This window comes from Streptomyces coffeae, assembly GCF_016741875.1.
GTDB lineage: Bacteria > Actinomycetota > Actinomycetes > Streptomycetales > Streptomycetaceae > Streptomyces > Streptomyces coffeae.
Genome location: NZ_JAERRF010000047.1, coordinates 1 through 19010, shown reverse-complemented (window position 1 = coordinate 19010; position 19010 = coordinate 1). Strand labels below are relative to the sequence as shown.

Below are 19010 nucleotides of genomic sequence, written 5' to 3'. Positions count from 1 at the left end.
AGCAGAGCGACGGAGTCACCCATGAGCACGCCCAGCGAGCAGGTCGTCCAGGCGCTCCGCGCCGCCATGAAGGAGGGCGAGCGCCTCCGGCGGCAGAACAAGCACCTGATCGCCGCAGCCACCGAACCCATCGCCGTCGTCGGCATGGGCTGCCGGTATCCCGGCGGTGTGCGCTCCCCGGAGGACCTGTGGCGGCTGGTCGAATCCGGCACCGACGCCATCTCCGGCTTCCCGGCCGACCGCGGCTGGGATCTGGGCGCCCTGCGCACCAGCCCGGCCGACCAGCGGGGCAACGAACTCAGCCAACAGGCCGGATTCCTCGATGGCGCCGCCGACTTCGACCCCGGCTTCTTCGGCATCTCGCCACGGGAGGCCCTGCGCATGGACCCGCAGCAGCGGCTGCTGCTGGAGACGGCGTGGGAGGCGATCGAGCGCGCGGGCATCGACGCCACCCGCCTGCGAGCGGGCCGGACCGGTGTGTTCATGGGCACCAACGGCCAGGACTACGCCTACCTGATGGTGCGTTCGCTGGACGACGCGACCGGCGAGGTCGGCACCGGGATCGCGGCGAGTGCGCTGTCCGGGCGGCTGTCGTACACCCTCGGTCTGGAAGGGCCCTCGCTGACGGTCGACACGGCCTGCTCGTCGTCCCTGGTCGCGCTGCACCTGGCCGTACAGTCGCTGCGCAACGGCGAATGCTCGCTGGCGCTGGCCGGCGGGGTCAACGTCATGGCCACGCCGGGCCCGCTCATCGAGTTCAGCCGCCAGGGCGGGCTGGCCCGCGACGGGCGGTGCAAGGCGTTCTCCGATGCCGCCGACGGCACCGGATGGTCCGAGGGCGTGGGCGTCCTCGTCCTGGAGAAGGTGTCCGACGCGCAGCGCAACGGACACCCGGTGCTCGCCGTCGTCCGCGGCAGCGCGGTCAACCAGGACGGCGCGTCGAACGGGTTCACCGCCCCCAACGGCCCGTCACAGCGCCGGGTCATCCGGCAGGCGCTGGCCAACGCCGGACTCGACACCACGGACGTGGACGTGGTGGAGGCCCACGGCACCGGCACGCCGCTGGGCGACCCCATCGAGGCACAGAGCCTGCTCGCCACCTACGGACAGGACCGGCAGACCCCGTTGCTCCTGGGGTCGGTCAAGTCCAACTTCGGGCACGCCCAGGCCGCGGCCGGGGTCGCCGGTGTCATCAAGATGGTGATGGCGATGCGGCACGGAGCCGTACCGCGGACACTGCACGCCGATGCCCCCTCGTCCTTGGTGGACTGGAGCGCCGGAGCGGTGGAACTGGCGACGGAGCAGCGCTTCTGGCCGGACACCGGCCGCCCCCGGCGCGCGGGCGTCTCCTCCTTCGGAGTCAGCGGCACCAACGCGCATGTGCTCCTCGAACAGGCCCCGGAGCGCCCCGAGGAGCCGCCCGAGGAGCCCGAGCGCCGGCTGACCACACTGCCGTGGGTGCTGTCCGGCGGCACCCAGGCCGCGCTGCGGGACCAGGCCACGGCTCTCCTCGCACGGCTGCGCCAGGACCCCGGACTGCGGCCGCTCGACGTGGCGTTCTCCCTCGCGACCTCCCGGGCCGCCCTCGAACACCGGCTGGCCGTCGTCGCCGGGGAACACGACGCCCTCCAGGACGGACTGGCGGCCTGGGCGGAGAACGGCAGCGCACCCTGTGCCATCAGTGGCGTCGTCGCGGGCCGGCGCAAGCTCGCCATGCTGTTCTCCGGACAGGGCGCGCAGCGCCTCGGCATGGGCCGGGAACTGTACGACCGGTACCCGGCGTTCGCCGAGGCGCTGGACGCCGTGCTCGCGGAGCTCGACCCCGCCGTCCGCACGGTGATGTGGGGCGAGGACGCCGAGCGGCTCAACGAGACCGGGCACGCCCAGCCGGCGCTGTTCGCCGTCGAGGTGGCGCTGTTCCGGCTGGTGGAGTCCTGGGGAGTGACGCCGGACTTCGTGGCCGGGCACTCGGTCGGCGAGGTCGCCGCCGCGCACATCGCGGGCGTGCTGTCGCTGGCGGACGCCTGCACACTGGTGTCGGCGCGCGCCGGTCTGATGCAGGCGCTGCCGCCGGGCGGCGCGATGGTGGCGGTACGGGCCACCGAGCACGAGGTGCTACCGCTGCTGGACGGCCCGGTGTCGGTCGCCGCCGTGAACGGCCCGGCGTCGGTGGTGCTGTCCGGTGACGGGGAAACCCTGCGGGACATCACGGCGAGCCTGGCGGCACGCGGCCACCGCACCAGCCGGCTGCGGGTGTCGCACGCCTTCCACTCGCCGCTGATGGAGCCGATGCTGGCGGACTTCCGGCAGGCCCTTCACGGACTGGAGTTCCACGAGCCGCAGATCTCCGTGGTGTCGAACCTGACCGGCCGGCTCGCCGAGGAGGGTGAGCTGTGCTCGCCCGAGTACTGGATGCGGCACGTCCGGGAGACCGTACGGTTCGCCGACGGGGTACGGTCCCTGGCCGACGCCGGTGCCGGGGTGCTCGTGGAACTCGGCCCGGACGGGGTGCTCTCGGCGGCGGCCGAGGAGTGCGTGCCGGAGACGGCCGTGGTGCTGCCGCTGCTGCGCAAGGACCGGGCGGAGGGACACGCCCTGGCGACCGGTGTCGCGGGGCTGCATGTGAACGGGATCGCGGTGGACTGGCAGGCGTTCTTCGCCGGCACCGGAGCCCAGCGGATCGACCTGCCCACGTACGCGTTCCAACGACGGCGGTACTGGCCCTCGGGCGCGGCGCTGTCGGCCGACCTGTCCGGGGCCGGTCTTGACCCGGCCGGGCATCCGCTGCTCGGCGCGGAGATGGTCGTGGCCGGCACCGACGAACTGGTGCTGACCGGTGTGCTGTCCACCGCGACCCACCCGTGGCTCGCCCACCATGTGGTCGGCGGCATGATCTTCTTTCCCGGGACCGGGTTCCTGGAGCTGGCCATCCGGGCCGGGGACCGGACCGGCTGTGACCGGGTGGAGGACCTGGCCCTGGCCGTGCCACTGGTGCAGCCCGAGCACGGTGCGACTCAACTCCAGTTGCACATAGGCGAGTTCGATGACAACGGGCGCCGCGCCGTACGCTTCTTCGCACGCCCGACGGACGCTCCCGACGCGCCGTGGACACTTCACGCCACCGGAACGCTCGTCCGGAGCCTCGTGCGGAGCGAGGAAGACGCCGGGCAGATCACCGGCCCAGCGGCGGACTTCGAGGCGACGCGCTGGCCGCCGCCCGGTGCCACGGTGGTCGACATCGACGGTCTCTACGACCGGTACGCGCGGTCCGGTCTGGAGTACGGACCGACCTTCCGCTGTCTGCGTGCGGTCTGGCGCCGTGGCGACGAACTCTTCGCCGAGGTCGCGCTGCCGGAAGCCGTGGACGACGCCGGAGACTTCGGTGTCCACCCGGGGTTGCTGGACTCCGTGCTGCACGCGGCGGCGTTCTCCGGCGACGAGGAACAACTGTTGCCCTTCGAGTGGCGCGGTGCCACCCTGCACGCCTCCGGGGCATCCACACTGCGGGCGCGGTTGCTGCGGACCGGCCCGGACACCGTCGTCGTCGCCGGGGCGGATACCGACGGCGCCCCGGTGATCTCGGTGGAGTCACTGACCCTGCGCGCACCGTCCACACAACCCACCGCGCCCACTGCCCCGGACCCCATGGACGCACTGTTCCGGCTGGACTGGGTGGACCAGGCCGCCCCGGAAGCGGTGGACTCCGCCTGGGCCGTGGTCGGCGCGGACGACATCGGCCTGGATGCGGCGCTGGACGCGGCGGGGACCACATCGGAACGCGTCTCCTCTCTGGCCGACCTGGCGCGGCGGGACGCGGTGCCGCCGGTGGTCGCCGTGCCGCTGGCCGGGGACGGCGGCCCGGACGCCGTTCATGCCCTGACCCACCGGGCGCTGGACCTGGTGCAGCAATGGCTCGCCGGGAAACCCTTCGCCCGTTCCCGCCTGGTGTTCGTCACCAGGGGTGCGGTCGCGGCCGACGGCGAGGACGTACAGGACCTGGCCGCGGCGGCGGTGTGGGGACTGGTGCGGTCCGCCCAGTGGGAGAACCCCGGCCGATTCCTGCTCCTGGACCTCGACGACGACCCGGCGGCGGCCGGGGCCGTCCTGCCGGGCGTGCCGGGACTGTCCGCCCTCGACGAGCCACAGGCGCTGATCCGTGCCGGGCAGCTGCGCGTGGGACGCCTGGCCCGCGCGACATCGGGAGCCGGTGCCGCCCTGGTGCCGCCGCTGAACACGCCCTGGCGGCTGGACAGCCGCCGCAAGGGCAGCCTCGACACCCTGGACCTCCTGCCGTGCCCGGAGGTGCTCGAACCGCCGGCCGGCCGACAGGTGCGCATGGCCGTACGCGCCGCAGGCATCAACTTCCGGGACGTCCTGAACGCGCTCGACATGTATCCCGGCGAGGCCGGGCTGTTCGGCTCCGAGGCGGCCGGGGTGGTCATGGAGGTCGGCCCGGACGTGACCGGACTGCGGCCGGGTGACCGCGTCATGGGCATGGTGTCCGGCGGGTTCGGCCCCACGGTCGTGGTCGACGAGCGGCATCTGACCGCGGTGCCGCACGACTGGTCGTGGGAGACGGCGGCGTCCGTCCCGCTGGCGTTCCTCACCGCCCACCTCGCCCTGTCGGACCTGGCCGGAGTCCGCCCCGGTGAGAAGGTGCTGGTGCACGCGGGCGCCGGCGGCGTCGGCATGGCCGCGATCCAGCTCGCCCACCACCTCGGCGCCGAGGTGTTCGCCACCGCCAGTGAGAGCAAGTGGGATGTTCTGCGCGAACTGGGTGTGTCGGAGGACCATATCGCCTCCTCCCGCACCACCGAGTTCCAGTCGGCCTTCGCCGACGTCGCGGGCGAGGGCGGCATCGATGTTGTACTGAACGCGCTGGCCGGTGAGTTCGTGGACGCCTCGATGCCGCTGCTGCGGCACGGCGGCCGGTTCCTGGAGATGGGCAAGACCGATATCCGGGACGCCGACAGCGTGCCGCCCGGCATCCACTACCAGGCGTTCGACCTGGGCTTCGCGTCCCCCGACCACATCCAGCGGATGCTTGCCGAACTCACCGGCCTGTTCGGCGAGGGAGCGCTCAAACCGCTGCCGGTACGCACCTGGGACGTGCGCCGCGCCCGCGAGGCGTTCCGCTGGATGAGCCTGGCACAGCACATCGGCAAGATCGTTCTGACCATGCCGCCCGAGTGGGACACCGAGGGCACGGTGCTGATCACGGGCGGCACCGGTGGCCTGGGCGCGGAGCTGGCCCGCCATCTCGTCGCCCAGCGGGGCATACGCCACCTGGTGCTCACCGGGCGCCGCGGCACGGACGCCCCGGGCGCCGCCGACCTCCAGGCGGAACTGGCCGCCCAGGGCGCCGACGTGTCCGTGGTCGCCTGCGATGTCGCGAACCGCACCGCCGTACAGGAGCTGGTGGCCCGCATACCCGCCGCACACCCGCTGACCGCCGTGGCGCACCTGGCGGGCGTGCTGGACGACGGCGTGATCGGCTCACTGACCCCGCAGCGGATCGACACGGCGCTGCGGCCCAAGGTGGACGCCGCCTGGAACCTCCACGAGGCGACCAGGGAATGCGATCTCGCCGCGTTCGTGCTGTACTCCTCGACCGCGGGTGTGATGGGCAGCCCCGGACAGGCGAACTACGCGGCGGGCAACGGATATCTGGACGCCCTGGCGCACCACCGCCGCGCCACCGGACTGCCCGCCGTGTCCCTGGCATGGCCCGCCTGGGAACAGCGCGCCGGGATGACCAGCACCCTGGACAACCAGGACCTCCACCGGACCGGCGCCCTCGGGCTACCCCTGCTCCCGGTGCAGCAGGGGCTCAACCTGTTCGACGCCGTCCTGGGCAGCGACGAGCCGCTGATCGTCCCCCTGCCGGTCGGCGGCGGCGCCCTACGCGCCCCGTCGGAGGTCCCGGCCCTGCTCCGGGGCCTGATCCGCACCGGCCGCCGCGCCGCTGCCGGACGAGGGGGAGCCTCGCGGGCCGCTCTCGCCGAGCACCTGGCCGGGCTGCGCACCGACGAACGGCAGCGCCATCTGGTGGACCTGGTACGTGGCGAGGCCGCAGGTGTGCTCGGGCACTCCTCACACGAAGTCGTCGCCGCGGAAAAGGAGTTCCGCGGGCTGGGTCTCGACTCGCTGACCGCGATCGAACTGCGCAACCGTCTGGCCACGGTCACCGGACTCGCGCTGTCCGCCACCCTGGCCTTCGACTACCCGACACCCGCCCGGCTCGCCGGATATCTGCTCGGGGAGCTGGTGCAGGAAGGCGCCGTCCCGGTCTCCGCGGCACCGCACACCCCGGCCGCGGTGACCGACGAGCCCGTGGCCATCATCGGCATGAGCTGCCGCTTCCCGGCCGGAGTGGACTCGCCGGAGGACCTGTGGCGGCTCGTTGAATCCGGCGGGGACGCGATATCCGGCTTCCCCACCGACCGCGGTTGGGAACACCACTCCGGTGCCTACAGCCCGGGGGCGGGCACGGACAGCACGCACGGCATGGACGGCAAGGGCGGCTTCCTGCGGGGCGTAGCCGATTTCGACGCCGGTTTCTTCGGCATCAGTCCGCGCGAAGCACTGGCGATGGACCCGCAGCAGCGACTGCTGCTGGAGCAGACCTGGGAGGCCGTCGAGCGCTCGGGGATCGACCCGGTCTCCCTGCGCGGCAGCCGGACGGGCGTGTTCGTCGGGTTCAGCGGCCAGGACTACGGAACCCTCGTCATGCGGTCCACCGTCGATGTCGAGGGCCACGCTCTCACCGGTCTGTCCGGCAGTGTGGCGTCCGGCCGACTCGCCTACGTCCTGGGACTGGAGGGCCCGGCCATCACCGTCGACACGGCGTGCTCCTCCTCGCTGGTGTCACTCCATCTGGCCGCGCAATCCCTGCGCGGCGGTGAATGCTCCCTGGCGCTGGCCGGTGGGGTCACGATCATGTCCACACCGATGAGCTTCGCCGGGTTCTCCCGGATGGGCGGACTGGCCCACGACGGGCGGTGCAAGGCGTTCTCCGACGCCGCCGACGGCACCGGCTGGTCCGAGGGTGTCGCCATGGTGGTGGTGGAGCGGCTCTCCGACGCGCTGCGCAATGGGCATCCGGTCTTGGCGGTGGTGCGGGGCTCCGCGGTCAATCAGGACGGTGCGTCGAATGGCCTGACGGCGCCGAACGGGCCGTCGCAGCAGCAGGTGATCGGGCAGGCGCTGGCCGGAGCGGGGCTCTCTCCTGCGGACGTCGACGCAGTGGAAGCACACGGTACGGGGACGAGGCTGGGTGACCCGATCGAGGCGCAGGCGCTGATGGCGGTCTATGGGCAGGACCGTGAACGGCCGCTGTTGCTGGGGTCGGTGAAGTCGAACCTGGGCCATACGCAGGCAGCGGCGGGTGTGGCGGGTGTGATCAAGACGGTGATGGCGATGCGGCATGGTGTGGTGCCGCGGACGTTGCATGCTGATGTGCCGTCTTCGCATGTGGACTGGACGGCTGGCGATGTGCGGGTACTGAGGGAGAACACCCCTTGGCCTGAGACGGGCCGGGCTCGTCGTGCGGGTGTGTCGTCGTTCGGGATCAGTGGCACGAATGCGCATGTGATTCTTGAGGCGGGGCCTGTGGTGGAGCAGCCTGTTGAACCTCGGGAAGTTGGTTGGGGTGTGGTGCCTTGGCCGGTGTCGGCCAAGAGTGTGGCGGCTCTCGAGGCTCAGATCGGCCGGCTCCGTTCCGTTCCTGACAGCGGTGCTCGGATGGATGTCGGGTTCTCGTTGGCTACGAGCCGGTCGGTGTTTGGGCATCGGGCGGTGTTGCTGGCGTCGGATGAGGGGGTGGTGGAGGTTGCGCGGGGCGAGGCCGGGGAGGGGCCGCGCCTGGGGGTTGTGTTTTCGGGGCAGGGTGCGCAGCGGCTGGGGATGGGGCGGGAGCTGTATGACCGGTTCCCGGTGTTTGCCGAGGCTCTCGACAGTGTGTTGACGCAGCTGGATGGTTCTGTGCGGGAGGTGATGTGGGGTGAGGATGCGGAGGCGTTGAACCGGACGGGTTATGCGCAGCAGGCGTTGTTTGCGGTTGAGGTGGCGTTGTTCCGGCTGGTCGAGTCGTGGGGTGTACGGCCGGACTTTGTGGCCGGGCACTCCATCGGAGAGGTCGCGGCAGCTCATGTGGTTGGTGTGCTGTCGCTGGCTGATGCGTGTGTGCTGGTGGGGGCGCGGGCTCGGTTGATGGAGGCGTTGCCGTCGGGTGGAGTGATGGTGGCGGTCCAGGCCGGCGAGGACGAGGTTGTGCCGCTGGTGGCGGGGGCGTCGGGTCGGGTGTCGGTGGCGGCGGTGAATGGGCCGTCGTCGGTGGTGATCTCCGGTGAGGAAGCGGCGGTGCTGGAGGTCGCTGCTTGTTTGGAGGCCGAGGGGCGCAGGACGAAGCGTCTGGTTGTCAGTCATGCGTTCCATTCGCCGTTGATGGATCCGATGTTGGACGAGTTCCGGTCGGTGGTGGAGGGGCTGGAGTTCGGTGCACCGTCGATTCCGGTGGTGTCGAATCTGACCGGTGCTGTGGCTGCGGCAGAGGAGATCTGTTCGCCGGAGTACTGGGTGCGGCATGTGCGGGAGACGGTGCGTTTCGCTGACGGCATCCAGACGCTCAGCGCTGAGGGCGTACGGGCCTTCCTGGAGCTGGGGCCGGATGGTGTGCTCTCGGCACTGGTCGGAGAGCAGGTACCGGACGAGGCCGTGGTGGTTCCGGTACTGCGTAAGGACCGGCCGGAGGAGACAGCCGCCATTACGGCGCTTGCACAGTTGCACGTGAGCGGCATGGCCGTGGACTGGCATGCGTTGTTTGCGGGTTCGGGTGCGCGGCGGGTGGAGTTGCCCACCTATCCCTTCCAGCGTGAGCGATTTTGGCCGGCGTCGGTGGGGCCGGTGGCTGAGTCTCGTGTGGTGGGGGATGGGTTGCGGTTTAGGGAGCGTTGGGAGTTGTTGGGTGGGGTGTCGGGGGTGGTGTTGCCGGGTGTGTGGTTGGTGGTGGTGCCGGGTGAGGGTGTTGATGGTGAGTGGGTGGAGTCGTTGGTGGAGGGGTTGGGTTCGGGTGTGGTGCGGTTGGTGGTGTCGGGGCGGGTGGATCGTGCGGGGTTGGTTGAGCAGTTGCGGGGGGTGGTTGAGGGTGGTGTGCGGTTTGCTGGGGTGGTGTCGTTGTTGGGGGTGTGTGAGGGGTGGCGTTGGTCGAGTGTTCCGGTGGGTGTGGTGGATACGGCTGTGTTGGTGCAGGCGTTGGATGAGGTGGGGGTTGGTGGGCGGTTGTGGGTGGTGACGTGTGGTGCGGTGTCGGTGGGTGTGGGGGAGTTGGTGGGGAGTGTGGGTCAGGGTGGTTTGTGGGGTTTGGGGCGGGTGGCGGCGTTGGAGTATCCGGAGCTTTGGGGTGGTGTGGTGGATGTGCCGGTGGAGTTGAGTGGTGGTGTGGTGCGGCGGTTGGTGGGGGTTCTTGGTGGTGGGGTGGGGGATGAGGATCAGGTTGCGGTGCGTGGTGGTGGGGTGTACGGGCGGCGGTTGGTTCCTGCACCTGCGCCGGTGCCTGCGGCTGCGGGCGGGGGTTGGGAGCCGTCGGGGACGGTGTTGATTACGGGTGGTACGGGTGTGTTGGGTGGGCATGTGGCGCGTTGGTTGGCGGGGCGTGGGGTGGAGCATTTGTTGTTGTTGAGTCGGCGGGGTGAGGGGGCGCCGGGTGCGGGGGAGTTGGTGGCGGAGTTGTCAGCGTTGGGTGCGCGGGTGACGGTTGCTGCGTGTGATACAGCTCATCGCGCGGAGCTTGAGGCGGCTTTGGCGGGGATTCCGGAGGAGCTTCCGCTGACCGGTGTGGTGCACGCCGCGGGAGTACTGGACGATGCGGTGCTTGATGGGTTGACGCCGCAGCGGTTTGGTGCGGTGTTCCGGGCGAAGGTTGCCCCGGCACTGCTGCTCGATGAGTTGACTCGAGGCCGGGACTTGTCGGTGTTCGCGCTGTTCTCGTCGGTGGCGGGTGCTGTGGGGAATCCGGGGCAGGCGAATTATGCGGCGGCGAATGCGGTGTTGGATGCGTTGGCTGAGCGTCGGCGTGCTGGGGGGTTGGTGGCGACGTCGGTTGCGTGGGGTGCTTGGGCGGGTGGTGGTATGGCTGCCGGCCTGCAGGGCGGACCGGGGGAGGCCGGGGTCATCGGGCTGGAGCCCGGCCTTGCCCTGGAGTTGCTGGGTGAGTTGGTGACCGAGCCGGAGGCGAACACGATCGTCGCCGATCTGCGGCGGAAGGACGTGTTGGAGGCGCTGTGCAGCCTCCGGCCCAGCCCAACCCTCAGTACCCTGCCAGGCTTCCACGAGGCAGCGCAGTCGGCACGGGAAGCCCGGCAGGACAGCGAGTCCGCCGCGTCGAAATGGCGTGAGGGCGTGCTCGCGTCCCCGGCCGCCGAGCGTGCCAGGGTGCTTCTGGACCTGGTGCGTACCCATGCCGCCGCGGTGCTGGGACACCCGGACGCGGGCGCCATCGGCGCGGACCGAGCCTTCCAGGAGCTCGGGTTCGACTCGCTGACCTCCATGGAGCTGCGTAGTCGGCTGGCGCGTATCACCGGCCTGACACTGCCCGCCGGCCTGCTCTTCGACTACCCGCGTCCCCGCGTCCTCGTCGAGCATCTGGAAGCCGAACTGCTGGGACGGCAGCCAACCGACGAGCCGCTGCCCGCCCGCCTCCGGGCCGACGCACGTGACGACGACCCGATCGTGATCGTCGGGATGGCGTGCCGATTCCCCGGAGATGTGCGATCCCCGGAAGATCTGTGGGGCCTGGTCACCGCCGGACGGGACGCGATCTCATCCTTCCCCGGCGACCGGGGCTGGGATCTGGAGACACTTGCGGGAGGTGGTCCCGGCAGCAGCGTGACCGCCCGTGGGGGATTTCTCTACGACGCCGCCGATTTCGACCCGGAGTTCTTCGGGATCTCGCCGCGTGAGGCGCTGGCGATGGACCCGCAGCAGCGGCTGCTGCTGGAAGTGTCCTGGGAGGCGATCGAACGGACCGGGATCGACCCCGCCGGGCTGCGGGGCAGCCCGACCGGGGTCTTCATCGGCACCAACGGCCAGGACTACATTCACCTGGTCACCCGCGCACGGGAGGACATCGGCGGCCACATCGGAACCGGCCTGGCGGCGAGTGTGATCTCCGGGCGGCTGTCGTATGTGTTCGGCCTGGAGGGCCCGGCGACCACCGTGGACACCGCGTGCTCGTCCTCGCTGGTGTCGCTGCACCTGGCCGCGCAGGCGCTGCGCAGCGGAGAATGCTCCCTGGCGTTGGCGGGCGGTGTCACGGTGATGACGACATCCTCCAGCTTCGCCGGGTTCAGCGCCCAGGGTGGGCTCGCCCCGGACGGCCGGTGCAAGGCGTTCGCCGACGCGGCGGACGGTACCGGCTGGTCCGAGGGCGTCGGTGTGCTGGTGGTCGAGCGGATGTCCGACGCTCTGCGCAACGGCCACGAGGTTCTGGCCGTGGTGCGGGGCTCCGCCGTCAACCAGGACGGCGCCTCGAACGGGCTGAGCGCCCCGAACGGCCCCTCGCAGCAGCGCGTCATCCGTCAGGCTCTCGCCAGTGCCGGGCTGTCCCCCGCGGACATCGACGCGGTGGAGGCACATGGCACCGGGACCACGTTGGGCGACCCGATCGAGGCGCATGCCTTGCTCGCCACCTATGGACGGGACCGGGAGCATCCGTTGCTGCTGGGGTCGGTGAAGTCCAACCTCGGGCACACCCAGGCCGCGGCCGGTGTCGCCGGTGTCATCAAAATGGTGGCGGCGCTGCGCCAAGGAACCCTGCCGCGGACTTTGCACGTGGACGCGCGGTCGTCCCATGTGGACTGGGCGGCGGGCGCGGTCGAGCTGCTGACGGAGAACCGCGCGTGGCCCAGGGTGGATCACCCGCGCCGGGTGGGCATCTCCTCGTTCGGGATCAGCGGCACCAACGCGCACCTGATCCTCGAACAGGGCCCGGCCATGGCAACGGAGTCCGGGGAGCCACATGAGCCTCCGACCCGCCCGACCGTGGTGCCGTGGCCGGTGTCGGGCCGGACCGAAGCCGCGCTGGACGCCCAGCTGGCCCGGATCACGTCCTTCGCTGACGGACAGCCGCCACTGGACATCGGCTACTCACTCGCCACGGCCCGGTCGGCCTTCGAACACCGGGCGGTTCTGGTGGCCTCCGGTGACGACGTCACCGAGGTGGCCCGGGGAGTGGCGGCCGAAGGTCCGTCGGCGGTGCTCTTCTCCGGCCAGGGTGCGCAGCGGCTCGGCATGGGCCAGGAGCTGTACGACCGGTTCCCGGTGTTCGCGGAGGCGCTGGACACGGTGCTCGCCGCGCTCGGTCCCGCCGTGGGCGACACACTCGACGCGGGCCAGGCGGGCGACGCCGGCCAGGTGGACGCCGTATCCGCCCTGCGCGACGTGATCTGGGGCGAGGACACCGAGCGGCTGAACGAGACCGGGTACGCCCAGCCGGCGCTGTTCGCGCTCGAGGTGGCGCTGTTCCGGCTGTTGGAGTCCTGGGGAGTGGCGCCGGACTTCGTGGCCGGACACTCGCTCGGCGAGGTCACGGCCGCGCATGTCGCTGGTGTGCTGTCGTTGGAGGACGCGTGCGCGCTGGTGTCGGCGCGGGCACGGTTGATGCAGGCGTTGCCGTCCGGTGGTGCGATGGTCGCGGTGCAGGCTGCGGAGGACGAGGTCACGCCGCTGCTCACCGAACGGGTCTCCATCGCCGCGGTGAACGGACCGGCGTCGGTGGTGCTCTCCGGGGACGAAGACGCCGTACTCCGCATCACCGCACAGGTCACCGGCCGCCGGACGAGCAGGCTCGTGGTCAGTCATGCCTTCCACTCGCCGCTGATGGACCCCATGCTGGACGCGTTCCGCTCCGAGGTCGAGCAGCTCACCTTCCATGAGCCGCGGATCCCGGTGGTGTCCAACCTCACCGGCGCACTCGCCACCTCCGACGAGCTGCGCTCCCCGGAGTACTGGGTGCGGCATGTGCGGGAGACCGTGCGATTCGCCGACGGCATCCAGGCGCTCGGCGCGCAGGGCGTACGGACGTACCTGGAACTGGGCCCGGACGGAGTGTTGTCGCCACTCGTCGAGGACTCGGCGCCGGACGGCAGCGTCGTCGTGCCGGTGCTGCGCAAGGACCGGCCCGAGGAGGCCACGGTCGTCACCGCGCTCGCGCGGTTGCATGTGAGTGGTGTGCCCGTGGACTGGGGGGCGTTCTTCGCCAGGACCGGGGCGCGCCGGACCGACCTTCCCACGTACGCCTTCCAGCACCAGCGGCTGTGGCCCACGGTGTCACTGAGCTCCGCCGACGCCGCGGGGCTGGGCCTGGCCAGTACGCAGCATCCGATGCTCGGCGCGGTGCTGCCCGTCGCGGGCTCGGCGGACCTGGTGCTCACCGGCACCGTGTCCCTCGCCCTGCAACCCTGGCTCGCCGAGTACACCGTCGACGGTGTGGTCCAGCTGCCGGACAGCGCGTACCTGGAGGCTGCGATCCGCGCGGGCGACCACGTCGAGTGCGGCAGGGTGGAGGAGCTGACCACGGCCGCCCCACTGGTGGTACCGGACTGGGGAGCGGTGCAGATCCAGGTGTGGGTGGGGCAGCCCGACGACACCGGTCACCGTGACGTGCGGTGCCACGCGCGCCCCGCCGGCGACCCCGAGGCCGCCTGGACGTTGCAGGCCCACGGGCGGCTCACCCCGGGCGAGCGGACACCAGACGTCGACAGGGCACAGTGGCCCCCGCCCGGCGCGACCACGATCGACCTGGACGGCTTCTACGAACACCGCGCCGAAACGGGCCTGCACCGCGGGCCTGCGTTCCAGGGTCTGCGCGGTGCCTGGCGCCGGGGCGAGGACCTCTACGCCGAGGTCGCCCTGCCACACCAGGCAGGGGACGTTGACGGTTTCGGCATCCACCCGGCGCTGCTGGACGCCGTTCTGCACGCGGCGGTGTTCAGCGGCGGCGACGAGGACGGCCCGTGGCTGACACCGAAGCGGTGGCGCGGGGTGTCACTGCACGCCGCGTCCGCGTCGGTGCTGCGGGTCCGGCTCACCCCCCATACGGACGGCGTGGCCCTGGTGGCTTCCGATGTGCTGGGCGCGCCTGTCCTCTCGGCGGACTCGATCGAGCTGCGTCCCGCGACGACCCGGGCCGATGCCCGCCCGGCGCCCCAGGATCCGAGCGGGCCCCTGTTCCACGTCACGTGGGTCCGCCGGGAGGTACCGGAGGCGCGCGACACCACGGACTGGTTCGTACTCGGCGCCGAGGGGCCGGGCACGACCGGTGTGCTGGACCCGGCACCAGTACCAGTGAACTCACTAGCCGATCTGCGGGATCGTGGCAGTGCGGTGGTACCGCGGGTACTCGTCGTATCCGTCGAGGGCGATATGGCACGTGGCCCGCAGGCGGTACACGAGATCACCCACCGGGTGCTGGCGCTGATGCAGGAGTGCCTGGCCGAGGACCGGCTCGCCCGCACCCGTCTGGTGTTCGTCACCAAGGGCGCGGTCGCGGCCGACGGCGAGGACGTACGGGACCTGGCCGCGGCGGCGGTGTGGGGTCTGGTGCGGTCCGCGCAGTCGGAGAACCCCGGCCGGTTCCTGCTCGCCGACCTCGACGGCACGGCGGCTTCCACGGCCGTGCTGCCGTACCTGCCGGGCATGGACGAGGAGCAGTGTGTGGTGCGGCAAGGGACCGTCCGGGTGGCGCGCATGGCGCGCCTGCCCGAGCTGCCCACGTCCGCGGGCGCCCCGCCCCGGTCGCCATGGGGCCCCGACGGCACGGTGCTGATCACCGGTGGCACCGGCGGTCTGGCCCGTGAACTGGCACGGCACCTGGTGACCGAGCACGGCGTCAGGCATCTGTTGCTGGCCGGCCGCCGCGGCGCCGACGCACCGGGGGCGGCCCGACTGCGTGACGAGCTGACCGCGCAGGGTGCGGAGGTGTCCCTCGCCGCCTGCGATGTCGCCGACCCCGCCGCGATACCCGGGCTGCTGGCCCGCGTCCCCGCGCGTCACCCGCTGACCGCGGTGGTGCATACCGCCGGTGTGCTCGACGACGGCGTACTGGGTTCGCTCACCCCCGAGCGGATGGACGCGGTGCTGCGGCCCAAGGTCGACGCCGGGTGGCATCTGCACGAGGCGACACAGACCATGGATCTCGCCGCGTTTGTCGTCTACTCCTCGGTCTCGGGTGTGATGGGCAGCCCGGGGCAGGCGAACTACGCCGCCGCAAACGCCTTCCTCGACGCGCTCGCCCAGCACCGCAGGCGCGCGGGACTGGCGGCGACCTCGCTGGCGTGGGGGCCCTGGGCCCAGGGAACCGGCATGACCAGCGGGCTCAGCAAGGCCCACATCGAGCGTCTGAACCGGTCCGGGACGCCACCCCTGACCCCGGCACAGGGGCTCGCCCTGTTCGACGCGGCAACCGCCCGCGACGAATCCCGGCTGATCCTGATGCGCACTTTGGGCAGGCCGGGCGCCGGCTCAACGGCGTTCGCGGGTACGGTCCCCGCGATCCTGCGTGACCTGATCGGCGGCCGTCGTCGGACCGCGGCCGCGGGCAACAGCACACCGGACCTGGCAGCTCGGCTGCTGAGCATGCGCGAGCACGAGCGGGTGCGCTTCCTCACCGATCTTGTCCGGACCGAGTCCGCGGCAGTCCTGGGCCACCCTTCGCTCGAATCGGTCGCGGCCGAGCGGGAGTTCTCTCGGCTCGGCTTCGACTCGCTCACGGCGCTCGAGATGCGCAACCGGATCACCGCCGCGACCGGCTTGCGGATGCCGGCCACCCTGATCTACGACCATCCGACACCCGTCGCGGTCGCCGACTACCTCGTGGCACGGCTGGGCGGATCCGCCCCGGCCGCAGAATCAACCCTCCCCGCGGAACTCGACCGGCTGGAAGAGGCCCTGTCGACGGCTCTGTCGGCAGGGGAGTTCGACGAGGCGGCCAGGACCGGGGCGGCAGCGCGGTTGCGGATGCTGCTCGCGCGGGTTTCCGGCTCCGGCGACACCACCGAAACCGGTGAGCCGGACATACACCAACAGTTCAAGGCGGCCAGCGCCGACGAGATTCTGGCCTTCATCGACAGCGAGCTCGGCGGACCGGCGGATCGCTGATCCCGCGGTCGATCGCACAAGCGGAAAGGGTCCTTGACCATGGCGGACGAAGAGAAGCTCGTCGAATACCTGAAGTGGGTCACCGCTGACCTCCATCAGACGCGGAAGCAGCTGGAGGAGGCAGAATCGGGCCGGACCGAACCGGTTGCGATCGTCGGCATGGCCTGCCGGTTCCCCGGCGGAGTGTCCTCGCCCGAGGGCCTGTGGGATCTGGTGGCGTCGGGTGACGACGCGATCTCCGGATTCCCCACCGACCGAGGGTGGGACCTGGAGGTGCTCGGCGGAGACGGCCACGGCCGCAGTGCGACCGCTGAGGGCGGATTCCTCTATGACGCCGCCGAGTTCGACCCGGACTTCTTCGGGATCTCACCGCGTGAGGCGATGGCGATGGACCCGCAGCAGCGGCTGCTGCTGGAAGTGTCCTGGGAGGCGTTCGAACGGACCGGGATCGACCCGGTCTCGCTGCGCGGCAGCCGGACCGGCGTGTTCATCGGCACCAACGGCCAGGACTATGTCCGCCTCGTTGCCGGGGCCGGTGAGGAGTTGGAGGGCCACGGCGGGACCGGGCTCGCGGCCAGCGTGATCTCCGGCCGACTGTCGTATGTCTTCGGTCTCGTGGGCCCGGCGGTCACGGTGGACACCGCCTGCTCGTCGTCGCTGGTGTCACTGCACCTCGCCGCGCAGGCCCTGCGCGGCGGTGAATGCTCCCTGGCGCTGGCCGGTGGTGTCACCGTGATGACCACGCCGGCGAATTTCTCCGGCTTCAGCGTGCAGGGTGGCCTGGCGCCCGACGGGCGGTGCAAGGCATTCGCCGAAGCCGCCGACGGCACCGCCTGGTCCGAGGGCGTCGGTGTACTCGTCGTGGAGCGGCTCTCCGACGCACTGCGCAACGGGCACGAGATCCTTGCCGTGGTGCGGGGCTCCGCGGTCAATCAGGACGGTGCGTCGAATGGCCTGACGGCGCCGAACGGGCCGTCGCAGCAGCAGGTGATCCGGCAGGCGCTGGCCGGAGCTGGGCTGTCTGCCGCGGACGTCGACGCGGTGGAGGCACACGGTACGGGCACGAGGCTGGGTGACCCGATCGAGGCGCAGGCGCTGATGGCGGTCTACGGTCAGGATCGGGATGCGGAGCGTCCCCTGCTGTTGGGCTCGGTGAAGTCCAACCTGGGCCATACGCAGGCAGCGGCCGGTGTGGCGGGTGTGATCAAGACGGTGATGGCGCTACGGCACGAGGTGCTGCCACGCACGCTGCATGTCGACGCCCCCTCGTCCCATGTGGACTGGACCGAGGGCGCGGTCGCCCTGCTCACAGCCGACACCGCGTGGCCGCGGACCGGCCGCCCGCACCGGGCCGGAGTGTCCTCGTTCGGCATCAGCGGTACCAATGCCCATGTGATCCTCGAACAGGCCCCGGAGCCCGAGCAGGAGACCGCGGAACCGCCGACCACGGTGCCCGGCGTCGTCCCCTGGCTCGTCGCAGGCAGGACCACGGCCGCGCTGGACGCACAGGTGGAGCGGCTGACGGACTTCGCGAAGAAGTACCCCGAGTACGCGCCACTCGACATCGGGTTCTCGTTGGCTACGAGCCGGTCGGTGTTTGAGCATCGGGCAGTGTTGCTGGCGTCCGATCAGGGAGTGGTCGAGGCCGCTCGGGGTGTGGCCGGCGAGGGCGCGATGGCGTTCCTGTTCTCGGGGCAGGGTGCGCAGCGGCTGGGGATGGGCCGGGAGCTGTATGACCGGTTCCCGTTCTTCGCCGAGGCTCTCGATGGTGTGCTGGCGCATCTGGATGGTGCTGTGCGGGAGGTGATGTGGGGTGAGGATGCGCAGGCGTTGAACGAGACGGGTTGTGCGCAGCAGGCGTTGTTCGCGGTTGAGGTGGCGTTGTTCCGGCTGGTGGAGTCGCTCGGAATGCGGCCGGACTATGTTGCTGGGCATTCGATTGGTGAGGTTGCTGCCGCGCATGTGGCGGGTGTGTTGTCGCTGGCCGATGCATGTGCGCTGGTGGCCGCGCGAGCCCGGCTGATGGAGGCGCTGCCCGCGGGTGGCGCCATGGTGGCAGTGCGGGCGACGGAGGACGGGGTTCGGCGCGTCCTGCCGGATGGTGTGGCGGTCGCTGCGGTGAACGGTCCGCGTTCGGTGGTGCTGTCCGGTGAGGAAGCGGCTGTGCTGGAGACCGCTGCGCGTTTTGAGGATCGCACGTTGCGTCGGCTGCGGGTATCGCATGCGTTCCACTCGCCTTTGATGGATCCGATGCTGGATGAGTTCCGGTCGGTGGTGGAGGGGCTGGAGTTCGGTGCACCGTGGATTCCGGTGGTGTCGAATCTGACCGGTGCTGTGGCTGTGGCGGAGGAGATCTGTTCGCCGGAGTACTGGGTGCGGCATGTGCGGGAGACCGTGCGCTTCGCCGATGGCATCCAGGCGCTGCGGGCGGAGGGTGTGCGGACGTTTGTGGAGCTGGGGCCGGATGGTGTGCTGTCGGCGCTGATCGGAGAGCAGGTACCGGACGAGGCCGTGGTGGTTCCGGTGCTGCGCAAGGACCGGCCGGAGGAGACAGCGGCCGTCACGGCGCTTGCACAGCTGCACGTGAGTGGTGTGGCTGTGGACTGGGGCGTGTTGTTTGCGGGGTCGGGTGCGCGGCGCGTGGAGTTGCCGACGTATGCCTTTCAGAATGAGCGGTTTTGGCCGGGCGCGGTGGGGTCGGTGGCCGCGTCGGGCGAGGTGGCGGGGGTGGATGCGGAGTTTTGGTCGGTGGTGGAGCGTGAGGATGTGGGGTGGTTGGCGGATCGTTTGGGTATTGATCCGTCGGTGTTGGGTGGTGTGGTGCCTGCGTTGTCGGCGTGGCGGAGCCGGTCTCG

2 protein-coding genes are annotated in these 19010 nt (G+C 71.0%); both read left to right on the top strand.

Going from position 1 to position 19010, the window contains the following annotated elements; translation table 11 throughout:
- Positions 1-21: 21 nt before the first annotated feature.
- A complete protein-coding gene (locus JK363_RS38955; protein WP_201882962.1) occupies positions 22-16155 on the top strand; it encodes a type I polyketide synthase in 16134 nt (5377 codons plus the stop codon).
- A 39-nt stretch (positions 16156-16194) separates the two neighbouring features.
- Positions 16195-19010 (top strand): type I polyketide synthase (locus JK363_RS38950; RefSeq protein ID WP_201882955.1); only part of this gene is annotated, 2816 nt, incomplete at its 3' end.

Coding starts and splice junctions, on each gene's coding strand:
- JK363_RS38955 (WP_201882962.1), top strand. CDS start 22: ATGAGCACGCCCAGCGAGCAGGTCGTCCAGGCGCTCCGCGCCGCCATG.